Annotated in this window: 18 protein-coding genes, 2 pseudogenes and 1 CRISPR repeat array; of the genes and pseudogenes, 13 read left to right on the plus strand and 7 right to left on the minus strand. The window is 32.6% G+C overall.

Annotated features, from left to right (window positions below):
- Positions 1-402 precede the first annotated feature (402 nt).
- Entirely contained in the window at positions 403-741 is a 339-nt protein-coding gene (locus F6K27_RS22955) for a tetratricopeptide repeat protein (RefSeq protein WP_287300922.1), read from the plus strand.
- A 12-nt stretch (positions 742-753) separates the two neighbouring features.
- Positions 754-849 (plus strand): annotated as a pseudogene (locus F6K27_RS33920) (tetratricopeptide repeat protein); the annotation flags it as partial.
- A gap of 183 nt (positions 850-1032) precedes the next feature.
- On the opposite strand, the gene fetB reads toward F6K27_RS33920, so the two are convergent.
- Both fetB and F6K27_RS22965 read right to left on the minus strand, forming a co-directional pair.
- Complete coding sequence (gene fetB / locus F6K27_RS22960; protein ID WP_124154888.1) at positions 1033-1803, minus strand: ABC transporter permease; 771 nt, start codon at positions 1801-1803, stop codon at positions 1033-1035.
- A gap of 303 nt (positions 1804-2106) precedes the next feature.
- Positions 2107-2346, minus strand: coding sequence for a hypothetical protein (locus F6K27_RS22965; protein ID WP_287278453.1), 240 nt, complete (start codon positions 2344-2346; stop codon positions 2107-2109).
- Positions 2347-2780: 434 nt separating this feature from the next.
- Here F6K27_RS22965 and F6K27_RS22970 point away from each other — a divergent pair, with 434 nt between their 5' ends.
- From F6K27_RS22970 to F6K27_RS33925, 8 genes and pseudogenes are all read left to right on the plus strand, one after another.
- Complete coding sequence (locus tag F6K27_RS22970; RefSeq protein ID WP_287278454.1) at positions 2781-3932, plus strand: DegT/DnrJ/EryC1/StrS aminotransferase family protein; 1152 nt, start codon at positions 2781-2783, stop codon at positions 3930-3932.
- A gap of 1446 nt (positions 3933-5378) precedes the next feature.
- Entirely contained in the window at positions 5379-7088 is a 1710-nt protein-coding gene (locus F6K27_RS22975) for an AarF/ABC1/UbiB kinase family protein (protein ID WP_287278455.1), read from the plus strand.
- Between the two features lie 176 nt (positions 7089-7264).
- Positions 7265-7618: a hypothetical protein gene (locus tag F6K27_RS22980; RefSeq protein WP_287243697.1), complete on the plus strand. Its 354-nt coding sequence runs from the start codon at positions 7265-7267 to the stop codon at positions 7616-7618.
- 69 nt (positions 7619-7687) lie between these two features.
- Entirely contained in the window at positions 7688-8641 is a 954-nt protein-coding gene (locus F6K27_RS22985; protein ID WP_287243698.1) for an NAD-dependent epimerase/dehydratase family protein, read from the plus strand.
- 269 nt (positions 8642-8910) lie between these two features.
- On the plus strand, positions 8911-9747 hold the full coding sequence (locus tag F6K27_RS22990; RefSeq protein WP_287278456.1) for a hypothetical protein: 837 nt from the start codon (positions 8911-8913) through the stop codon (positions 9745-9747).
- A 23-nt stretch (positions 9748-9770) separates the two neighbouring features.
- Positions 9771-10634: a sulfotransferase gene (locus F6K27_RS22995; protein WP_287278457.1), complete on the plus strand. Its 864-nt coding sequence runs from the start codon at positions 9771-9773 to the stop codon at positions 10632-10634.
- 532 nt (positions 10635-11166) lie between these two features.
- Positions 11167-12072, plus strand: coding sequence for a hypothetical protein (locus F6K27_RS23000; RefSeq protein ID WP_287278458.1), 906 nt, complete (start codon positions 11167-11169; stop codon positions 12070-12072).
- A 65-nt stretch (positions 12073-12137) separates the two neighbouring features.
- A pseudogene (locus F6K27_RS33925) lies at positions 12138-12407 on the plus strand (sulfotransferase family 2 domain-containing protein); the annotation flags it as partial.
- 89 nt (positions 12408-12496) lie between these two features.
- Here the strand turns inward: F6K27_RS33925 and F6K27_RS23005 are convergent.
- From F6K27_RS23005 to F6K27_RS23025, 5 genes are all read right to left on the minus strand, one after another.
- The gene (locus F6K27_RS23005; RefSeq protein ID WP_287278459.1) at positions 12497-13348 is read right to left on the minus strand and encodes a sulfotransferase; all 852 of its coding nucleotides are present in this window, start codon (positions 13346-13348) and stop codon (positions 12497-12499) included.
- A gap of 370 nt (positions 13349-13718) precedes the next feature.
- The gene (locus F6K27_RS23010) at positions 13719-13946 is read right to left on the minus strand and encodes a hypothetical protein (protein WP_287278460.1); all 228 of its coding nucleotides are present in this window, start codon (positions 13944-13946) and stop codon (positions 13719-13721) included.
- Between the two features lie 763 nt (positions 13947-14709).
- Positions 14710-15489 carry a hypothetical protein gene (locus F6K27_RS23015; RefSeq protein ID WP_287243712.1) on the minus strand — a complete coding sequence of 260 codons (780 nt, stop codon included), beginning with the start codon at positions 15487-15489 and terminating at the stop codon, positions 14710-14712.
- A 267-nt stretch (positions 15490-15756) separates the two neighbouring features.
- Positions 15757-16689 carry an Npun_R2821/Npun_R2822 family protein gene (locus F6K27_RS23020; protein WP_287278461.1) on the minus strand — a complete coding sequence of 311 codons (933 nt, stop codon included), beginning with the start codon at positions 16687-16689 and terminating at the stop codon, positions 15757-15759.
- Positions 16686-17687 (minus strand): Npun_R2821/Npun_R2822 family protein, encoded by a 1002-nt coding sequence (locus F6K27_RS23025; RefSeq protein ID WP_287278462.1) that lies wholly within the window; start codon positions 17685-17687, stop codon positions 16686-16688. Before F6K27_RS23025 ends, F6K27_RS23020 begins: the two co-directional genes overlap by 4 nt.
- Positions 17688-18157: 470 nt before the next feature.
- Here F6K27_RS23025 and F6K27_RS23030 point away from each other — a divergent pair, with 470 nt between their 5' ends.
- The 3 genes from F6K27_RS23030 to F6K27_RS23040 all read left to right on the plus strand — a co-directional run bounded on the left by F6K27_RS23030 (position 18158) and on the right by F6K27_RS23040 (position 22001).
- Positions 18158-19270, plus strand: a complete 1113-nt coding sequence (locus F6K27_RS23030; protein WP_287278463.1) for a glycosyltransferase family 1 protein — start codon at positions 18158-18160, stop codon at positions 19268-19270.
- 283 nt (positions 19271-19553) lie between these two features.
- Positions 19554-20498: a hypothetical protein gene (locus F6K27_RS23035; protein ID WP_287278464.1), complete on the plus strand. Its 945-nt coding sequence runs from the start codon at positions 19554-19556 to the stop codon at positions 20496-20498.
- 213 nt (positions 20499-20711) lie between these two features.
- Positions 20712-22001 carry a glycosyltransferase gene (locus F6K27_RS23040; protein WP_124144477.1) on the plus strand — a complete coding sequence of 430 codons (1290 nt, stop codon included), beginning with the start codon at positions 20712-20714 and terminating at the stop codon, positions 21999-22001.
- A gap of 305 nt (positions 22002-22306) precedes the next feature.
- Positions 22307-22902: a CRISPR direct-repeat array (repeat unit 37 nt; unit sequence ATCTAAAATCTGATAACTAAGACGTTGCAGTTAAGTC).
- Positions 22903-23025 lie beyond the last annotated feature (123 nt).

Consider the following 23025-nt stretch of genomic DNA (forward strand, 5'->3'; position numbering starts at 1 on the left):
GTAAACAATTTCAAGCTATAAACTGTAAATTATCAATACCATTACAGACATCCTTAAAACTTTAAGGTTTAGCGATCGCCTAATTTATGAAAAATACAGCTCATACAGTTACTTTTATATTACATTGCAAATATCTATGTAACATGTAAAGATGCCAGCGCTCATTGCTATAACGACTGGCTAAAAAATAACTATTCTAATTCATCAAAAAACAATTGGAATATTTACACAATCAACGATAAATTAGCAGTCTATTTTATTGGTAAATATGAAAATATTCGCTCAGATTTAACTTTCGTCTGTCAGAAATTAAATATACCATTCGATGGATATTTACCAAAAGCTAAAGGATTTTTCAGAGATGACAACCGCCCTTATTATGAATTTTTGAATGCCGAACAAATGCAAGTAATCGGTGAATGTAATTCAAATGTTATTGGTTTATTAGAAAATTATGGTAGTGAAAATCAAAATAATCACAAGATTTCAACTTCAGACAAAGAAAAAGAACAACCACAAAATTATACTCAAGAATATTACAATCAAATAGGATATCTACTACAAAAACAAGGAAAATTAGACGAAGCTTTGATTGCTTATGCTCAAGGGATTGGAATTAATCCCAAAAAATCTTGGGCTTATTATCATACACTAGGTGGTATTTTTCGAGAAAATAATCTTTATGGGGAAGCAATAGAAGCGTACTATCAAGCTATTAAAATTAAACCAGATTTTCCGTAGACTCACTATCATTTAGGAGTAGTGTTAAAGAAACAAGGAAAATTAGATGAAGCTTTCACTTATTATCAAAATGCTATAGATATTGGACTCACTATTATTGAAGATTAGTCTTAGAGAAATTAAGACCAAAACTCATAAAGTATCGATCTATAGACTCATACACTTTCCTTCTTTCTTATTCCTTCTTTCTTCTTTCTTATTCCTTCTTTCTTCTTTCTTCTTTCTTATTCCTTCTTTCTTATTCCTTCTTTCTTATTCCTTCTTCCCTCTTCCTTCTTACTTCTTCCTTCTTTATAAATTTTGCAATTGCGCATCCTGATTAAAAAATTGTCTACATAAACTATAAGTAACTAATAAACTTGTCACCAAATTTGCAAAAGCCAAAAGAAACATAATTAACATTTGATATGCCACAGCATCCAAAGGATTAACACCACTTAATAACTGACCAGTAACAATTCCAGGAAGTGTAACTATTCCAATTACCATCATCTGGTTTAAATTCGGTATTAATGCAGCACGAATAGCATCTTTTCTATACTTAGCAACTGCTGTTTGTGGAGTTGCCCCTAAACTTAAATAAGTTTCAATTTCCACCGGACTAGAATTAATTATACTGACAAGTCTTTCTCCAGCGATCGCTGCTCCATTTATCGCATTTCCTAATACAATTCCCACCAGTGGAATTAAATATTGAGGTTCGTACCAAGTTTCAGGTTGAATAACTAATAAGTTGGTATAACTGATACTTAAAACGGTACTGGTTAAAATCGAACCCCAAACTAAAGGTAATAATCGAGGTATTTTTTTACTAATTCTATTTTTAGCAACAACAGAAGCAACTGTTAACATAACAGTAATTATAGCGAGCGCCAACCAAGGTTGTTTATAATCGAATACTATTTCTAATACATAGCCAACAAATATTAACTGTACAATAGTACGAATTGTTGCTATTAATAGTTGCCATTCTAATCCTAATTTTTGCCAAGCTGATAAACCAATAGCTATAGCAATAAGTCCTAAAGCCATAGCTATATCTGTAATTGTTAATTGAATCATATTTGTTACTTAAGGTTGAATTTTATATAGCGTTTCTCAAATTAATGATATACAGTTATCTTTTTGTTTTTTTATTCCCTGTTCCCTCAAACCTAAATTTTGTACCTCACGCTTTTTGGGAATTGCTATATTAGTTAGTAAAAATCATCATAAACCTCACCAAAAGCATTATGGTTTCTAGTGAGGTATGAGCAATTTATACTAATGTATATTCTTCTTTTTGAAACTATAATTTTCAGATGACTTAGCTCAGAATAGCTAATTCAAATGACTAATATGAACATTCTGGAATTAATTTTAGTATTAGTTAATAGCCTCACTCATATCATCATAATCCACAGCAGGTTCAGGAGGATTATCAAGACCTGACTTATGAGTATCAGGTAGTACTTTCCAAACTAAACCACCAAAATGATCGGCACATCTCTTTTGTATACTCTCTATTAATTTTTCACCATAGTAATATTTTTCTTCTTTCCAATACACATTCTCTTTTTTTCCAGTTTCTTTATTATCAACTGTTATCACAGAAGATTTTGACATTGCATTCTCCTATTATGAGTTAACTAATAGACAATTATAATTACTCTTAGGTAAATTAAAAAATTACTTGTCTTAGCAATAAATTAAAGCATTTATTCTAGATGCAAATATATCAAATCTAAAAATGATTATACTACTACCTAAAGTTATAGGTTAGGTGAAGTTTTGATTGAGTTAATACTAGAAAATATCTATATTTAGATTGTAGATAAAATTGTATTTTAGCACTCTTATTTGAGTTGTGAGATATTGTATATTTTAGGAAATAGGGAATAGGGAACAAGTATGAGAGAAACACCGAAGCAATCAAATTATCACAAATGATTTAGGATTGCTATTACAAGACTCACGTTAACAGTAGCTTGATTTTCTAAGTCAGTTATCATATCAAGAAATTTTACTAGCCTTTTATTCTTTAATTTCTCACTCTGAATATGACTAATATTCCTCCCCTAGATTTAACACAACAGTATAAATTTATCGCTGAAGAAATAAACAGCAGAGTCCAAGAAGTACTCAGCTCTGGTCGCTATATTGGTGGGTCTATTGTTGATGAGTTTGAACAACAATTTGCTAACTATATAGATGTATCTCATTGTGTATCCTGTAACTCTGGTACTGATGCTCTATTTCTAGCTTTACGAGCTGTAAATATTGGGCCTGGTGATGAAGTAATTACTACTCCTTTTACTTTTTTCGCCACCGCTGAAGTAATAAGTGCTGTTGGAGCAACACCAATTTTTATTGATATTGACCCCCAGACTTTTAACCTAGATATTGAACAACTCCAATCAGCTATCACAGAAAAAACAAAGGCTATTTTGCCAGTACATTTATTTGGTCAACCTGTAGATATGACCCGGTTGATGGCGATCGCTCGTTCCCATAATTTAATAGTTATAGAAGATTGTGCCCAAGCTACAGGGGCTGAATGGTCAGACAAAAAAGTAGGAAGTTTTGGTGATATTGGTTGTTTTAGTTTTTTTCCTACTAAAAATTTGGGAGCTTTGGGAGATGGTGGCGCTTTAACTACTAATAACTCGGCGATCGCTGCCCAAGTACGAATGCTCAAAAATCATGGACAGTCTGCTAAATATTTTTATGAACATATCGGTATTAATAGTCGGTTGGACACTATACAAGCTGCAATTCTACAAGTTAAGTTGCGTTATCTAGATAGTTGGAACGAGCAACGTCGCGATCTAGCAAATCGTTACTTTGAATTTCTTAGTGGAATAAATGCTGTAGTTCCTCCTCAAGAGTTGGCTAGTAGTAGATGTGTTTGGAATCAATACACGATTAGGCTCAAAAGTCAAGATTTAGAAGCTAAAGCAAAGTCTCGTTTTTCTGATTCTCTGCGTAATTGGATTCGCATTCAGTTACAAAACAAAGGAATAGGTTCAATGGTTTACTATCCTACTCCTTTACATTTACAGCCAGTTTACAAATTTTTGGCATTCCGTCAGTTGCCAGTGGTAGAAAAAGTTTGTCATCAGGTTTTGTCCTTGCCTATGTTTCCTGAACTTTCTACTCAACAACAAGAACAAGTTATATTTGCTTTTAAGGATTGTTTACAAGAACTTTAATAGTCAGGAATTACGCCAAGGCACTACATATAGCAGATAAAAACTGTAGCACTATGGTATATATAGTGTTTTTGTTGGAAAAATGCTTCAAGAATTTATAATTTAGAATTTATAATTTAGAATTACCTCTTCTTGAAAGGAAAGGATTGGGTTACAGCGCTTTTCATTCGAGTAGACCACAAAGTCAGCCATCTATTGTGGAATTTGCAGTCCTTGTTTCGCTTACCACCGCTCCACCTACCACCTAACTTTTTAACTATGGTTTACCCATTTAAAAACTGCTGTACAAGGAATTTTTTTCTTCTCTTGGTCCATTGAATATGGTGAGGTCTCCTCGCCATCCCACCCTACGGGAAGCTACGAAGATCGACCGCTTTTTTCTCCATGAATGGAGAGGCTTTATACCTTAATTTTTCGGTAAGTTTTGATAGTGTTAACTTTAATATTTCTTTAAAATTTATTTTTGAAATTTGTAGTTTTGTATACTATACTTAATAAAAATAAAAAAAATTTAATTTAATACAGCAGGGATAAATTTTTTTATACCTTCTGAATCACTTAAAATCTGCCATTAGTTAAGAAGAAAAAAGGTGCAACAAACAACAAAAAGATGAAGGAAAATTTTCAGCTCTAAGCTCTAGAAATATAGCTAAATACAGAAAGATAACAATTGCCCGTTACTTAGAAACTGCTAATATCTTTGAGTTATTTTTGTTGTGAAATACCACCTTCTTTTTTCAGATGACTTACGCAAAAACTCTATATATAGTAAAAAAAACTATAGTGCCACACTGTATATAGCGATTTGCCACAGAAAAGCCAAGGAGAAATACCACCTTCTTTTTTCAGATGACTTACACAAAAACTCTATATATAGTAAACAAAAACTATAGTGCCACACTATATATAGCGATTTGCCACAGAAAAGCCAAGGAGAAATACCATCTCCTTTTTTCAAACGACTTACGCAAAAACTCTATATATAGTAAAAAAAACTATAGTGCCACACTGTATATAGCGATTTGCCACAGAAAAGCCAAGGAGAAATACCATCTCCTTTTTTCAAACGACTTACGCAAAAACTCTATATATAGTAAACAAAAACTATAGTACCACACTATATATAGTGATTTGCTACAGAAAAGCTAAGGTGAAATATCATCTCCTTTTTTCAAATGACTTACGCAAAAACTCTATATATAGTAAACAAAAACTATAGTGCCACACTATATATAGCGATATTGTAGAAAAAAGCTAAGATGAAATACCATCTCCTTTTTTGGCAACTCTGGTTAAAATTCCCGTCAACCCCAAGCACTGGATGGTTTAAAAGGGATGGCGTATCACGTTAAAAAAAATGAACAAAGCTGAGTGCTGAGTGCTGACCGCTTCTTTAACTCAACTTAATAAATAAAAAATATAAAATTTAAGAGGAAAATATTAAAAGTGGATGACAATCACTTTAATTCAACAAGACGGTACGACCCAGAAGCGATCGCTAAATATTACCGTTACCGTCCCTGGTTAGTAATTTGGAGATTTCTCGTTATAGTTTTGTCTTTTGCTAGTTTTCTACTAGGAGTTTTATGGGATAAATGGCAATATGACAAAGTTGAAGATACTCCCGAACGAGCTACCCAACTGCGAAAAATCCTAACTCGTTTAGGACCAACATTTATTAAAGTAGGCCAGGCATTATCAACAAGACCAGATTTAATTCGTAAAGACTTTTTAGAAGAACTAACAAAACTACAAGACCAGTTACCACCTTTTGATAATAAGAAAGCAATCTCGATCATAGAGACTGAGTTAGGCCAAAACATCAACGATATATATAGCGAAATTTCTCCCAGACCAGTTGCAGCAGCTAGTCTGGGTCAAGTTTATCAAGCACGTCTTCGGAGTGGAGAAGTAGTAGCAGTAAAAGTTCAACGACCAAACTTACTGCCTATTATTACTCTCGATTTATTCTTAATGCGCTGGGGAGCAAGTTGGTTAGCTCCCTGGTTACCTCTCAATCTTGGCCATGATTTATCTCTGATTGTAGATGAATTTGGCACAAAGCTATTTGAAGAGATTGACTATATCAATGAAGGGCGAAATGCAGAAAGATTTGCTACTTATTTTGCCGATGACCCAAGTGTGAAGGTACCATCAATATTTTGGCGTTATACTACCATCCATGTTTTGACCTTGGAATGGATTGATGGTCTGAAATTATTAGATACTGAACAAATTAAAGCAGCAGGTCTTGATACTGATACTCTAATTACGGTAGGGGTTACTAGCGGTCTACGTCAATTACTAGAGTTTGGCTTTTTTCATGCAGATCCTCATCCCGGTAACTTATTTGCATTAAAAGATGGTCGGATGGCCTACATTGACTTTGGCATGATGGATCAATTGGAGCAGGATACTAAAGAAACTTTGGTTGACTCAGTCATTCATTTGATTAATAAAGATTATCAAGAGTTGGCTAAAGATTTTGTCAAGCTTGGGTTTTTGGCACCGGATGTAGATATTCAGCCAATTGTACCAGCTTTAGAAATAGTGCTGGGAAATATTATGGGTGAGAAAGTTAAGGATTTTAACTTTAAGACAATTACAGATAAGTTCTCGGAACTAATGTATGAATACCCATTCCGAGTTCCGGCTAAGTTTGCCTTAATTATTCGTTCTTTGGTCACCGAGGAAGGTTTAGCTCTTTCCCTAAATCCAAATTTCAGAATAGTTGATGTTGCTTATCCTTATGTGGCAAGAAGATTATTAAAAGGTGAGTCCCCAGCATTACGTCGTCGGTTAATTGAGGTATTGTTTAAAGATGGAAAGTTTCAGTGGCAAAGGTTAGAAAATTTGATTGGCATAGCTCAGACAGACCAAAATTTTGATATACTACCTACTGCTCAATTAGGTTTACAATATCTTTTGAGTGAAGAGGGTGAATTTCTCCGAAAAAAATTGATACTAGCAATGGTAGAAGATGACCGAATTCACACCGAAGAAGTTACTCGTTTGTGGGGTCTAATTCAAGATGACTTTCAACCAAGTCGTTTGTTTAATATTGCTTTAGGCGCTCTAGCTGAATTTTCTACACAGAGAGCTACTGCAATTTTACCTTCTGTAATGGCAATGACAAATAATCAAAAATTCAATTAATGACTTGATGTCTGAATATTGCTGAATTACAGATAAGAATTTATTTTTTAATTTTAGTAAAGTCAGATAATGAATTGAAAATAAAATGTTTTTTTGACAAATAATTCTGTAATTCAGTAGTATATATTCCTCAATGTATCTAAAGCATAAATCAAGGAAATATTAAGGAAATATTTGTGTATAGTCTTCCTCAACCTCCCTATTTTCTAATCGCAGTTGGTTTATTAATCAGTTTATCTTCAGGAATAGTATTTGCCAAATTAATTAAGCAACTGGTTAAAGATTGGTCAGTAAATCCTTCTACTTGTAATATAGTTAGTATGAGAGGATTAACATTACAGCTTCCCTATTTAGGTATTGCTAGTGGTGCATTAATATTTTTATCCTCAAGTTTACAATTATTTGGATTTACTAACTTAGTTGCCTATTCTATTTGTTTGCCTTTAACTGTAGCAACTGGATTAGTTGTCTGGATTCAGCTTACTAAAATTTTAGATAAGATGGAACGGAGCATAACAGAAGAGAGTTAATTTTTTTCAACATTAGGATAAATTGACTCCCGGTTTCAGCAAAAAATAGCCACTTGAATATAGGAAAAAATGACTAATATTATCGTAACAGGTGTTGGTGGATTTATCGGGTCTCATTTAGCAGAAACTCTTTTAAATCAAGGAGAAAAAGTAATAGGAATCGATCAATTTAATGATTACTATGACCCTGCTTTGAAGCGTCAGAATATTTCTCAATTTAAAGACCATTCTGCTTTCCAACTAATAGAAAATGATATTCAATCTTTAAATTGGTCAGAGTTATTAGCAGATATAGATATAGTTTATCATCAAGCTGCCCAAGCAGGTGTTCGTGCTAGTTGGGGTGAAGGTTTTCGTTCTTATACAGAGCGTAATATAAATGCTACTCAAATAATTTTAGAAGCTGCTAAAGATGCTCCTAATTTGAAAAGATTGGTTTATGCTTCTACTTCTTCTGTATATGGTAATGCTGAAACTTTTCCCACTCCTGAGACTATTTGTCCTCAACCAGTATCCCCTTATGGAATTACTAAGTTAGCAGCAGAACGATTAGGTAAGTTGTATCATCAGAATTTTGGTGTACCCTGCGTATATTTACGCTACTTTACAGTATACGGCCCCCGGCAAAGACCTGATATGGCCTTTCATAAATTTTTTAAGTGGATTTTGCAAGATGAGCCAATTTCTATTTATGGAGATGGCCAGCAAACTAGGGACTTTACTTTTATTAGTGATGCAATAGCAGCTAACTTAGCAGCAGGTAAAGTACCTGAAGCAGTGGGTGAGGTATTTAATGTTGGTGGAGGTAGTCGGGTTGTATTGGCAGAAGTTATTAACACGATGGAGGAAATAGTGGGGCGTCCAATTAAGAAAAATTTTGTGGAAAAAGCGAGGGGAGATGCTCGTCATACCAGTGCAGATGTTTCTAAGGCACAGAAAATTTTAGGTTATCAACCTCAAGTTTCTTTGAAAGAGGGATTGCAAAGAGAATGGGAATGGGTTCAGTCTCTCTATAGTTTTTGAAGAAGGAAGAAGGAAGGAAGAAGGAATGTAGATGAGTCTATAGATTGTACCTTATTAGTTTTGGTCTTATCTGTTAGCTCCGCATTCCGTAGGAAACCGTATTGCTCTATAATCCACATTTTTCCTGACTCCTGTACAGGCGATTCGCGATCTGAGCAGCATTCCGCAGGAAATCGCCTCTACCAGGAAAATATTACAACATAAATAGGATTTATATAATAAAGTGAATAATTTATCCATTGTCTTAACCTTAACCTTTAAAGTAACTAATGAAAGCTGTTGTATTAACCTGCGACAAGTATATGCCATTTGCCGATCATACCATCCAAACTTATGAGAAGCTCTGGAGAAATAACTATTTCACATATCGCGTTCCTTACAATGATAACTATCCCCAATCGATCAAGAAAAAATACGGAGATAAAATAGAATTCATTAAAACAGAATCTCCCATTAAAGCAACTGTCTTAACTTTACTTCAAGACTTAGATGATAATGAATGGATATACTGGTGCATGGACGATCGCTATCTTGCCAGAATTAGAGATAGAGAGGCACAAGAAATATACAACCTGGTTAAGACAATTGAAGATCCTCAGATTTGCTCATTTTTAGTCATTGCAACCAAACCCTATTTTCATACTGATAAATTTCTTAAAAAAGATAGTAAGCTTTTGACAAACAGTGGTTTGGTATTATATGAAACTGTTTTTTCAAATGGTAGGGTGATGAAGTCTGCTTGGAGACCTCAATTTGTTAGGGTTAAAGTTATCAGAAGAATGTTTGAATCTTTTCCAGATTATAATTTTAAGGCAGCAGAAATGAATGATTTCCCAAAAGAAAAACTAGAAGGAGAAAAATTTTATGTCCCTGAAAAAAATTTAGTTATAGTTGGAGAAAGCACTCATCGAGGAGAGTTAACAGAAAATTGTGCTTCTAGCTTTAAAAAAATGGGTTTAGAAATTCCGGCTAACTTTACAGTTACTAAAAAGTATATGTTGCAAGGATATTTACCCTACAAAGTTGCTGGATTAGAATTTACTCTTCCGGTGAAAATGCAAAAGTTTATTACCAGTGTAAACCGTTGGTACTGGCGACAAAAATAAATCAAATCAGGAGCATAATTATTATGAAAAAAAAAGTCCTGTTTATTTTAGGAACAGCTTATTGTGGTTCTACTCTACTGTCATTAATTTTAGATAGCCATCCTCAGTGTTTTACAGTGGGAGAATTAAGTAATTTGCCAGACTTAAATAAGAAAGGTAAACTTGATGATTTTTGGAATCATCAGTTTAGTCAAAAAGAATTACACAATCTTTCTCTAGGGTTATCAAATGCCAGAATATCTCCTGCTATTCCTTTAAAAGTAGAGAAATTTTTCAGGGAAATTGTTAATGATCATATATTTCGTCCTTACTCAATTATTGCTTCTAAAACGCCTGCTGATATTATTGTAGATTCTACTAAGACAATATACTGGATTTCAAGTATGTTGCGGCTAAAAGAGTTAAAGAAAGAATTTGATATTTATTTATTACATTTAGTCCGTGATGGTAGAGCAGTGCTAAATTCTTATCTCAAAAAAAGACGTAATATGACTGTTAAAGAAATTAGTTACCTTTGGCTAGAAAGAGTTACTAATAATGAAGTTTTTTTTGACAACTTTTATAAAAACAAAATCTTAGTTAGGTATGAGATGTTAGTAACTCAACTTCCAGCAACTGTTCAACAAGTTTGCGATTTTTTAGGCATAGAATTTAGGCCAGAAATGCTTGACTATTGGAAATATGAACATCATATAATTTCAGGAAATACAGGAACTCGTACCTCAATGAATAAGTATAAAAATTCTCTAGAAGAAAAACAAAACTCAACCAATTCATTGATTAAATTAGATACTAGCTGGCTAACAGAAATGACAGAAGATACTATCAGAGAATTTTATGCCATTGTTGGTAATAAAAACTCACCTTATGAGTGGGATTATGAATAATACAGTTCAGTTAAGGATTTTTTGCAGAAAGTAGAAGGAAGAAAGTAGATGAGTCTATAGATCGATACAGTCCCGTTAAAGATTTTTTTTAGCAGTTCTGTAATCCCAATATAGTATCCGCCCATTAGTTTTGACAATTTTTTTTATAATAGTTAATCTGAGCTGAAAACATGAGCAAATTATGACTCCTGGTTCCTGAGTCCTGACTACTAATCGCCACCAAAATATTACAACTTGAATAAGATTGCTATATAGCAATCCTTGCATAGGTTGTAACAATTCAAAAACTAGAAATAAACTCCGAAACTCTTGCCTATTGCCCATTGCCTATTCCCAATTCCCGAAAAGCAGTAAGATTTTTATACACAAATAAAATAGGATTGCTATAGCTACTAATCATGGTTTCATACCTTATCACTTTTAGTCTTATCTAAACCCTATTGGATTATGAATAATTATCTATAATTATTATTCTAGAAAAATTATAGATAAATCATACAAATAAACATATTATTAAAGGTGGAGAAAAATTTTGAATAACCAACCCAAGCTAAATTCATTGTTTAGCAAAATTAGTAAGGGGAAGCAAAAAATTATTCAAAAAATTCAACATTCTATTAATCATAATAAGATTCTGAGTCATCGACTAATTTTCTGTATTAATTCAGGGCGTTCTGGTTCTAATTATTTATCAGAACTTTTAGGAACTGCGGAGGAAGTTATTAGTTATCACGAACCTAGTCCGAGTATGACTGGTGATTACTTAACGATGGTTAATAAATCTGAGTACGCAACATCTTTTTCCAAAAGAAGGTTTAAAAGCTCTGCTATTAAAGACATACTTTTAAAAATTCCTGATGACAAGATATACTGTGAAACAAACCATATGTTTATTAAAACTTTTTTTGATGTTGTTGTTCAGGATTTTCCCAAAATAGAGGTGATTATTTTGCGTCGCTACTTACCAAAAGTCTTAAAAAGTTTTATTGAACTAGGGTATTTCTCTGATAAAAATCAGGCTTGGAAGTTTTGGATGTCTAGTCCTAATGCTGTTACTGCTGCTATTCCCTGTATTGACGTGGATGTAAACTTAGACCAGTGGGATTTATCTATAGCTTATTTAATTGATATAGAAGCTAGGGCGAAGAGATTTCAGCAAGAATATCCAGGGATAAATACTTATGAAGTCTGCTTAGAAGAGTTAAATAATTTTGCTAAGGTTGAATCACTGTTTGAGCAACTAAAAATTACTCTAACTGATTCCACTAAGAAAATGTATACTCAAAAAATTAATCAGAGAAAAAAGACTAAGAAAAAATATAGTGGCAAACAAGATATTAGTTTATCACATTGTCAAGAACGAATTGAGGAGTATATTCAAAGAGCCAATGATTTGAATATTTCTATACCTACTACTTTAGCATTAGAGAGTTATTAGTATAATTTTGAATATATTTAGTTAGTTAAATATTTAGTATTCAGTAAAAAAAACAAAACATAAAAATGATTTCTGTTGAAAAAAACTTTCTCTTTGTTCATGTTCCCAAAACTGGCGGAAATAGCATTCAAACTATTTTGAAAAATTATTCTGAAGATATAATTATTAATCTTGCCAAACACCATGATGGAGTAGAGAGATTTGAAGTTAGGAACAACAAATATAATATTAAAAAGCATTCTACTCTCAATGAGTATAAATCAGTTTTGTCTCCAAAGCAACTTAAACATTTTTTTAAGTTTGCTACAACTAGAAATCCATGGGATAGGTGTATTTCTTTTTATTTTTCACCTAGTAGGGGAGTTAAGGAATGGAATAGGAATGATTTTATATTATTTGTTAACAAGGTAAAGCCGTTGCACCACTATATAAAAGTTGAACCCTTCATAAATAAAGTGGCTAGGAAACTAAAAATGCCAATTAATATAAATACAGGTAGGCTGGATCGAGATATTGATTTTTTGATCCGTTTTGAGAACATTGAACGAGGTAGGGGCAATAAAAACTTACCAAATTCTAGTATTTTAGCTGGAGGATATTTCAGAAGTTGTTGTAAGGCAAGATTCCGGACTTTTTTATTAGAATTGATACGATTAAACTCAGTCTGAAATGTGGAATCAACTTCAAGAAATTTCAGAGTTTTTTCGTAAACTTTAGGTAAATCAGCTATAAAATCATCATATATAATTATATGAACCCTTTCCCTACCAAATTTGTCAAAATATCTTTGAATATTTTCTGTAAACTTGACTACATCAGTATAAAAAAGTTGGTTGGCAGATTTACACTTTTTAGGTATTCTTTTTCCTAACCTACGCTCTGGCTCAGCTTCTAAAGCTTCTCTGAAATCTTGAATATCTTCACTAGAACCATTAAATAATTTTTGACTATGATAAGAATATAATAAAGAAACTGGTTCCCTTAACATGATAATAATTTTAGCATCTGGGTTGAAATTATAAATTTCTGTTGCTGCTTGCTTTGAATAAAAATAACTAGGACTTCCTTCTCCACAAATTTTTCCCAACCCATCATCAAAGAAAGCTAGATATTCTTCTAAATTTTTGGCCTTAATTTTAGATTTGAAGTCAGTGTCAAAATAGTTAATTTCCTTGATGCGAGGAATATATATCTCTGGATGTCTATTAAGATATTTGCACATTGCTGTGGTTCCACATTTAGGAGCACCTACAATAAAAAAACTAGGTTTAGGCATTTTCAATACTCCACATAATATTACTAATTAATTAATTAATTAATTAATTAATTGATTTTTTTTCCGTATACTTTGATTCAACTAATTTAAGCATATAGTTTGGTTCCTCAAAAAAAGTTTCTTTTTGAGGAAAATATAAATTTTAAGCGAAATTACAATCATAGAAAAAATTTATTCAACGCTGAGGACAATTATAATTATATTCAAACCAAAGTGAACTTAATAATTAACAATTCTCCTAATGCTTGGTTTAAACTATACCTAGGATTTTCCAATTAGTAAACTTTCTGTACTAGGAATATAACCAAATATCTTCTCTGAATAGTCTATTAATTCTTGATTGTTCAACAAACTGCAATATAATGGGTCGTTAACAAATTTGCCACCTCCCTAAAACATTCATTTCAGAACCTTTACCTTGAAAACTAAGCTTATCAAAAGATCTTCCACCACCATACCCTTTTACTTCATTAATACCTGCATCAGAAAACTCGAAATTCAACTGTGAAGATAGTTGCTGACGATAATTTACATCTGCAAACCACTTATTGTAATCAATTACAACTTTATTGTTCTTCAAATACTGTGTTTCACCCAAGTATTCTTGAGCATAAGAAATCCATTAATCAACAACAGTTTTATTTTTATTCCTGACTGTCATATAGTCTTTCTTGAGCCTACTTGCAATCAAATTATAAGGCTCTCTGAGGATTAATACATGATACCTGACTGCACTTTTTCCTAGATAAATATTATGTTTATTCTCAAATTTTTGAGAAGCTATTTGTTCAAGTTCAAAATCCTCGTAACTATAAATCAAACAATCTTTTTTAAGAAAATCACCATTAGCTTCTCTTCTGAATTTTTCCTGAGGATAATGTTGGTATAAAAAACGGTAAGGGTTTATTTTAACCGGAACTTTATTAATATCCTATACTTCTTCATGATGCTGTTTTATTATCCAATTAATAATAGCATGATTACCTGTACGTCTCAAGCCAACAACTCTAATCTAATTTCTTTGTGATTAACTATCTCATTGTTTTGCCAGAATATCGTTCTAAATATGTCATCAATACTATAAACCTAACTGTCCCTTCCACACTGGTAATTTGTTAAGTACATCTGTATTTTTTTTGACTAAAATTTTTCATAATTCAATCCTACCATTTCGCACAACCACCATATAATACAATACGGCTCAGTTAAGGATTTTTTTGACAGTTTTGTCGTCTGAAAAGCCTATATAATGGTTCCATATCATAGAATTTTTCGTCTTAACTGAACCGTATTGCCATATAATAACTATTCAATGATTTGATATTATCCTCGATCTCTATAGCAACCCAATTTTATACTGATTATCGATAATAAAATTCAAAATCTCTTAAAGCCATTATTCTAGTTTTATTTAAACGATAATGATAACCCACTCTCTTCTGTAAATTATCCCAATAAGTTGCTTTTGGTCTACTATGAGAAGCATCCCAGTGCTGAGTCACTTTACTAATTTTTAGCCACGCTTCACTATTAATAACCCACCCCACTTTTGCTGCTGCTAACCCCATTAAATTACCTACCCCAGCGTACATTCCTCTTAATTCTGCATACTTAGAAATCTTTTCCCAAGCTTCCAAAAATTCTATTTCTTTACCATTATCTCTAACTATCATAAATAAAGATTCCCCTATCCAACTAGAATTATTAAATGAATCATCAGAAATATTTAGCTTATCTGCCAACTTTTTCAATATTGGTAAACTAAAAGGACGATATTTTGAAACGTGTTCTACTAAATTTTCATGCCGTCCAGTAATTCCTGGTTTCAATTCAATATCTTCTGGTAGTGATTCTAAAATCTTAGTATCGGCATCTATGAATATAGCTGCAGGGAATAATGATATTGCTTTCTGAAAAACAAAAATTTTATCATTATAACAATGTAGAATACCTTGTTGATGATGTTCAAAAGCCATAACATTTTTATAGCTACTAAAATCATCAGGTTTCTCTGTATAAATTACCAGAGAAATTCCTGGAGCATTTGTTTCTAAATCTTTAACTAACTCCTTTGTTATATCGCGGTACCTTTGTCCTAGTGCTAAAGTACAAAAACAAAATTTTTTTGGTTCCTGAGTCATATTTTTACCTAGAAATTTTCAAATAAGATTAGGGAGTAGGGAGTAGGGCAGTAGAAAAGAAGAAAAAAAACTGTACTGTAGTAACTTGAGATGAGAAAGGTTATATATACCAATTATGATCAGAAGTAAGGTACAAAATTATAGTAGTCGCCACCACTTATGCAGACATTTTCGCTCTTCTCAAATTATAGTCACAGCAAAAATTTAACTCCTGTACGGTGGAATGGCCATTCGCCCCTACGACTCCTGACTCCTGAATTAATAACTTTAACTTTTCTTGATTTGCCGAGCTATATTTTTAACTTTATCAATAAATCTTTGCCCTAAACTTTTTTTAGTCTCAATTTTCTGAGGATAGTAAGTAGGTTTAGCTTCCCCCAAATATCGATAATGCTCCCAAATATCCCAATAAGGGCATCCTGGTTCAATCCGAAAACCTGCCCAATGTAAATATTGTACAGGTTTACCTACTTTAGGGTCAATCAAGCGATCGCCTTCTCGTTGAAAATGGGGACTACCTGCCCAACTTCCTGGACCTTTGCCTTCGGGTCGGCGGACTAGATTTAATCGCCGAGAAATATGTTTTAATACTATATAGTTAAAAATAGGCTGGTCTGTGGTTTTTTCAGAAAAGTCAAAATATTCGGTATGGGCAGCACATTCGGCAAAGGTTTCATATAATTCATTTTCTGTAAACAGGTTTTTCTTTGATGCCCACCACCCACTATTAAATACATTTTTAAGTTGTTCTTCAGTAAAGATTTTTTTTTCTATAACTTTGGATGTGAAGACGTTTTTTATTCCACTTAAATATTGATAGTCGCAACACAAAAAGTCATAATCTTCTAAATATTTGAGATTATCGGCTATTTTTTCAAATACAACAATATCAACATCAATATAGAGAAATTCATCGAATGGTCCAAACCAACAAGCTTGTTTTTTTTGTTTGTTAGGAGTATTAAAAAAGCCTTGACCAAAAATGTTATACAAATTGTTGCAAAGATTATTTACAAATTCTAAATCTGGATAAATTTCTACTCCATATTTACTTGTGACTATTTCTGCTACCTGCTGATAATCTTCATCAAAAGGAATCATCATAATTGGAGTATCATAATCATATAATCTGATACTTTTTAGCAGAGCAATTGTGTTATCAAGTACCTTATCATTAGCAACAATATAAATTCCTTTCATTTTGATAATCCAATTTTCTTGAAAATTTTATTGATTAAACTTGGTGGCGGATTATATGGTTTTGGTTTCTCTATAAATTTCGGTTTTTTCTCTGCTTCGTGTAGATAGCGATAGTGTAAAAATATATCCCGATAAGGAATATCTATATTTTCTCCGGCACAAATTTTAGCAAATGCTTTCGATGAAACTCCAATATAGTGAAGATATGTGAGTCTTTCTCCTTTATCATATAGTACATGATCCTTTTCCTCAAAATGAGGTGATGTTACAGAACAACCCGTTCTTTTTTCTGGTGGCAAATCAAGACCAAAATTATAAACAGGAATATCCAATCGCATTTTCATATAGTTAAGTAAAGATTGGTTGGGAGCGGATGTATATAAAATTTCTCCTTCTCCAGAATTGAGCTTTTCTACTAGATAATCCCTTTGTGATTTGTAAAATAAACCTCTTTTCCCTGCATAAAAACCCGCACAAAAAATTTCAGATTTAATCCGTGATTCTGGAAAAACTTCCAACAATTTGGGGGACTCTAAATTAAAAATATGGGAGGGGTCTTTATACTGAAAATCATAGACAACAAAATCATCTTTATCCAATCGATCAAAAATATATTCAACAGAATTTAATACCAAAATATCTGCATCAAAATACATAAACTTTTCAAAAGGAGCTTGAGGATCGAAACCACAATATCTACGATTCATGCCAATTCTATTTACTCCTTTTATACCTTTTTCTGCCCACATACTCAAGGCATTTGGATGACCTTTCCAAGCTTGGTAGGAAAATTCTTCCCAAGGAATAAATATTTCTGAATTGTCTAAAAATTGAACATTTTTACGTTTTTCTATTTCTGCTTGGACTTTTTCCGTGCAATCATCATAAGCAATAACACAAACTGGGGTATCAGTACCAACATTTACCTCTATACTATTTAATAGGGCAATAAGTTGATCGTAGACAACATCATTGGCAAGGGTATAAATTCCATCCATAAAATAAATAAAACTTAAATTTCTAGTTAGGAAAATGAAGAATAATCTGTCTAGCCTCAGCAATTGCATTTTTAGCCTCATGCCAAGCATCAGGAGTAAAATAACCTCTTTAATGTATTATATACCTTTTTCATCCATACTTGGCAGTCTCAAAAAACTACCAGGGGGCAATATTATCTGTTGCTCGACTATCATAATAAATTGGCAAATACATACATAGTAGAGTATCCTATAATTTATTACTGATATGCACATTATTATCACCATAACTTTCTATTGAAAGGTTGTAATAATAAGGTCTTATATGCGTCACTTATTTTGAACTTCTCATAAAGTTTTATGCCGAGTTAGTAAGTTACGGTGATACAAATCAAACTCGAACCCACTTTCCTGCACAGATTTCAGAAACAGCTATAAGTTGATAATATTTAATAGTTTAACATAACTTTTGTAAGAAGCAACAATATATTATGATGATTAGAAATGTCAAAAAGTGGCTCAAATCTAAAATCCCCTTCACCAAGGATTTAACTAAAAAACTAACTGCTAAAAAATGGCCTAAAAAGTCAATTGTATATTATCTAGGAAAGCGTTTTTTGGTACTAGAATCAGATATTAAAACTAAGGGTGCTAGTGGTTCAGATAGTGCAGTATTCTTTTTGACTAGAGAATGGGTAAAGCAAGGCTATGATGTTACTGTTTTCACTAATTGTGGAGTTCAAGAGGGTGTTTATGGAGGAGTTAAGTATGTTAACCATGAAAAAATTAACTGGTACGATACTTTTGATACTTTCATTATGTGGCGACATCCTAAAATGTTACCTTCCTATGTTAAAGCCAAAAGAATCTGGTTTGATTGGCACGATGTGATTACATTTGATCTTATATATTTAGCTCCGTATAATAAAATTTTTGTCAAAAGTTATTACCAGCGTAACCTATTACCAAAACTACCCGATAATAAGTTTGCAATAATTAATAACGGTGCAAATTCTGCTGTTTTAGAGCTTACTAAAAACCAAAAACAACCCTATAAATTAGTATATGCTTCTAGGTACTATCGAGGTTTAGAATTTATGCTGACCTGGGGATGGCATATTATTAAAAGAGAAATTCCACAGGCGGAACTTAATATTTACTATGGATGGACTAAGCGTGATAATAGTGAAAAATTAATTCCTTGGAAGCAGAAAATGACGGAATTAATGCAACAGCAAGGAGTAATAGAACATGGCAGTATCGGACACAACCAATTAATGTATGAAAAGTCTACTTCAGTGATTCATTATTATGGGTGTTCCTATGGAGAAATAGATTGTATTTCATTGCGAGAGTCAGCAATGGTAGGGTGCGTTCCTGTGACTACTAATTATGCCGCGATGAAGGAAAAAGATTATTGTATAAAAGTAGATGGTGATCCCGAGACAAAAGAAACTCAAGAGGCTTTAGCTTATAGAATTGTAGAGCTTTTAAACAATCCTCAAGAGTTAGAAACTATCAGGGAAGGAATTCAAGAAAAAGTTAAAAATGAAACTTGGGAACAGGTAGCACCATTATGGTTGAAAAATATTGATTCAGTATGATTAGATATCTCCAGAAATTATATAATGCTTTTGTCTAACCATTCTGTGAAACCTTATATGCAATATGCTTGCATTAGCTATGGTTATTAAAGTAACTATGACAATATTTTTAATCCTAAATATGTTGAAAATATCTTCTTTTTTGCCTCTTGTATTTTGCCTGGTTCTGTAATAAATTTTATCCTTTTTCGGAGAGATTTATTGAAATAAAATCAAATTATATAATGAAATAAAATGTGAGATAATTATTCTGTCTGGCAGTTTTAATAAGGAGGTATAATTAATGTTATCTAACACCTGTTCACTCTCAATTCTAGTAGCAAGAACAGACATACCTTTTATGATGCATACGATTCCTCATCTAGTTAGAATGAGTAATTTTAATTTTATTCAAAAAGTGTTGTGTATGGATACAGCACCTCTATCTGGAGATAAAGTTATGCGTCCTGGTGTTGGTACTCTAAGTGAACTCAGAGATTACTGTAATAAACTTATAAGTGAAGGTATTGTCGATCAAGTTGTGGATATTAACTATGACAAAACTTATCAACAACAAATGTACCAAAAACATTTTGGTAGTCCAATTAAGTATACCCATAACTATAGAGGTTATCCAATCTTGGGGTCAATTTTTCATATAGAATCTGTACCAGGCGATTATGTGTTGCATTATGACAGTGATATGCTTCTACATCAACAACCAGATTATAGCTGGATAGATGAAGGTATCAAGTTAATGGAGCAGTATCCGGAAATAATGGCAATTAGACCATTGACAGGGCCACCAACTGAGGATGGTACTATGTACCAGCAAAATAAGTCCCTAAAACCAGAAGCAGGAGGGTTCTATAAATTTCAATTTTTCAGCAGTAGAGTTTATCTGATTAACCGTAAACGCTTTGATAAGTTACTGCCATTGCCCATTTTGTGGCGTTCTTACAAGAACAAATTTCTTAATCGACTGCCACTAAGCATAAAAACCCTCTTAAACTACTATACTGGCAAAGGCAAGCTGGATTCTTGGGAGGTTATGGTATCTATGCAGTTAGAGAAAACTGACTATGTACGAGCAACTATGAGTTCCCCCAAGGCGTGGACAATTCATCCTAAAGATCGAAGTCCAGAATTTATCGGAGCTTTGCCAAATATTATCGAAAAAATAGAGCAAGGATGGTATCCACCTGAGCAAGCTGGACACTATGATTTTATTTCAAAATATTGGCTTTGAGCGAACAAAGTTAACGGAAAAATTGAGTTTTTGTCCTATCTTTCTCAGGGAGCTTTATGTTATGTAACTTAAACCATCATAGAAATTTAGCTCCCCTTCAAACTCTATAGTCAAAAATTTGCTATTTTAAAGATATTTTGGCAAAACTTCATAATAATTAGTTGAGTTGGTAATCAATTTGGGGTAAAACAAATATTAAATGTTGGAGCAACCATGAAATTGATAATTCCTATCGAGTTTTATCGTAAAGGTGGAGTTGAAAGAGTAATTTGTGGAACCATTGAAGAGCTAATTGAACAAGTAGAAGAAATAATATTAATTTTGCCAAAAAAGGAGATTGCTTATTTTCAAGAAAAGTTACCGAAGTCTCCAATAATCAAATATGAATCATTTACATTACCTCCTAAATCTTTACAGTCTCGAATACTTTCTGTAATTAATAAGTTTTCGTCTTTATCAGGTAATGTTAAAGCAAAAAAAATCCAAAGATTTTTTAAGAGTATCCGCCGTAAATATAAGAAGAAGTTGAGTATTAGATATTTAGCTAATCGTTATCAAGCTACTCATTGTTTGTACTTTTTAACTAATCAATTAACTCCACCCGGTCTTGATATTCCTTTAGCAATGGTAAGCCATGATGTATTCTGGAGATTTGCACCTCTAAGTTATCCAGAATCTTATGTTAGAAAATACGATTTAAGTTTATTGGAATGGCTGAGGAAGGTTGATATTGTTTTTACTGTTTCTGAAAAAACTCGCAAAGATATTATCTCGGTTTTTCCGGAGTTTACTAGCAAGATTACACCTATACCTAACTCTGGTTTTCCTACTAAGTCAAATACTTCACAGAAGTTGTTGACCATAGCAGAAAATTCCCATGAATCTAATGAAGGATTACCAATATTTTATTTGCCTTCTTCTTTTGGTATTTACAAAGACCACTTAACTCTGTTAAAAGCAGGTATTAAGCTTGCTCAAAAAAATCTGAAGTTTAAAATAGTTTTGATTGGTAAAGAAACTGATAACTTGATTTCTGGAAATATTAGTTTATCTCAGCAAGCTAATAGTCAAGAGTATATTGATTATTTGAATCAATGTCAGGAAATATCTCTGAATAATCAGAATATAATGCAGGAATATTTTGAGGGGTTAGGATATTGTTCCGATGAAGAGGTAGAAAAATGGTATCGGAAATCTTCCTGTGTAGTTTTTCCTTCTAAATATGAAGGTTTTGGTTTGGCTTTATCTGAGGCAGTTGTTCGAGGTTTGCCTGCTATTGTGTCAGATTTAGAAGTTTTTCAGGAGCAAGTAGAACTTTATAAATGTGAGGATATGGTAGATTTTTTCTCTGTGGGTGATGTGGATGCTTTAGCAGATTGTATGGAGAAATTTATTCTACATCCTAAGAGTAAGTTGTCTGCTGAAGAAGTAGATAAACGTTTTTCTCATTGGACTTGGAGAGAGACTGCTAAAGAGTATGTTCGTCTATTAGAAAATTTGTGAAAAGTTGGCAGTAAGTTGAATTTTAAACAGCAACAAGGTTGAGTGATGAATCTCAACTATAAATTTCAGTGGTATTTGACCACCTGAGTCAGAAGTTCTAGTCAAAATTTAACTCAGACGTTTGGGTTCAACCTATCCCACTAATAAGATTTTTGCTAAAAACCCTAAATGTTTTGAGAGTTAAAAACCAAAAATTCAGTTTTTTAAACACATTTTACTTAAAGAAATAAGTTTGTTAAAAATAGTGGGATAGGTTCTTTGGGTTGAAGCAATAGTCTGCTCAGGAGGCGATCGCTCAGAGTTTTATCTAAAATCTGATAACTAAGACGTTGCAGTTAAGTCCAAATATATTGTTAGTGATAGAGGCCTACGCTTAAAGCTTGATCTAAAATCTGATAACTAAGACGTTGCAGTTAAGTCAAAGTAAATCATCAGTCAAAGGAAGTTCTATCCAGACAATTATCTAAAATCTGATAACTAAGACGTTGCAGTTAAGTCAAAGTAAATCATCAGTCAAAGGATGTTCTATCCAGACAATTATCTAAAATCTCATAACTAAGACGTTATAGTTAAGTCTAAATATATAGTTAGTGATAGAGGCCTACGCTTAAAGCTTGATCTAAAATCTGATAACTAAGACGTTGCAGTTAAGTCAAAGTAAATCATCAGTGTAAATCATCAGTCAAAGGAAGTTCTATCCAGACAATTATCTAAAATCTGATAACTAAGACGTTGCAGTTAAGTCAAAGTAAATCATCAGTCAAAGGATGTTCTATCCAGACAATTATCTAAAATCTCATAACTAAGACGTTATAGTTAAGTCTAAATATATAGTTAGTGATAGAGGCGATCGCTCAGAGTTTTATCTAAAATCTCATAACTAAGACGTTGCAGTTAAGTCAAAATATATATTCAATAACTGAGACGTTTGAGTTGAATGAATAGTCAATTTAGGAGGCAATACCTAAAGCTCGATCTAAAATCTGATAACTCAATCGTAAAAACTATTTTCAGGTTTGCTTCT

The organism is Okeania sp. SIO2F5, assembly GCF_010692685.1.
Classification (GTDB): Bacteria; Cyanobacteriota; Cyanobacteriia; order Cyanobacteriales; family Microcoleaceae; genus Okeania; species Okeania hirsuta.

Bases quoted from the DNA above. Each gene is read 5' to 3' on its own strand.
- F6K27_RS22955 (WP_287300922.1), top strand. From the start codon at position 403: ATGCAAGTAATCGGTGAATGTAATTCAAATGTTATTGGTTTATTAGAA.
- fetB (WP_124154888.1), bottom strand. From the start codon at position 1,803: ATGATTCAATTAACAATTACAGATATAGCTATGGCTTTAGGACTTATT.
- F6K27_RS22965 (WP_287278453.1), bottom strand. From the start codon at position 2,346: ATGTCAAAATCTTCTGTGATAACAGTTGATAATAAAGAAACTGGAAAA.
- F6K27_RS22970 (WP_287278454.1), top strand. From the start codon at position 2,781: ATGACTAATATTCCTCCCCTAGATTTAACACAACAGTATAAATTTATC.
- F6K27_RS22985 (WP_287243698.1), top strand. From the start codon at position 7,688: ATGACTAATATTATCGTAACAGGTGTTGGTGGATTTATCGGGTCTCAT.
- F6K27_RS22990 (WP_287278456.1), top strand. From the start codon at position 8,911: ATGAAAGCTGTTGTATTAACCTGCGACAAGTATATGCCATTTGCCGAT.
- F6K27_RS22995 (WP_287278457.1), top strand. From the start codon at position 9,771: ATGAAAAAAAAAGTCCTGTTTATTTTAGGAACAGCTTATTGTGGTTCT.
- F6K27_RS23005 (WP_287278459.1), bottom strand. From the start codon at position 13,348: ATGCCTAAACCTAGTTTTTTTATTGTAGGTGCTCCTAAATGTGGAACC.
- F6K27_RS23015 (WP_287243712.1), bottom strand. From the start codon at position 15,489: ATGACTCAGGAACCAAAAAAATTTTGTTTTTGTACTTTAGCACTAGGA.
- F6K27_RS23020 (WP_287278461.1), bottom strand. From the start codon at position 16,689: ATGAAAGGAATTTATATTGTTGCTAATGATAAGGTACTTGATAACACA.
- F6K27_RS23025 (WP_287278462.1), bottom strand. From the start codon at position 17,687: ATGGATGGAATTTATACCCTTGCCAATGATGTTGTCTACGATCAACTT.
- F6K27_RS23030 (WP_287278463.1), top strand. From the start codon at position 18,158: ATGATGATTAGAAATGTCAAAAAGTGGCTCAAATCTAAAATCCCCTTC.
- F6K27_RS23035 (WP_287278464.1), top strand. From the start codon at position 19,554: ATGTTATCTAACACCTGTTCACTCTCAATTCTAGTAGCAAGAACAGAC.
- F6K27_RS23040 (WP_124144477.1), top strand. From the start codon at position 20,712: ATGAAATTGATAATTCCTATCGAGTTTTATCGTAAAGGTGGAGTTGAA.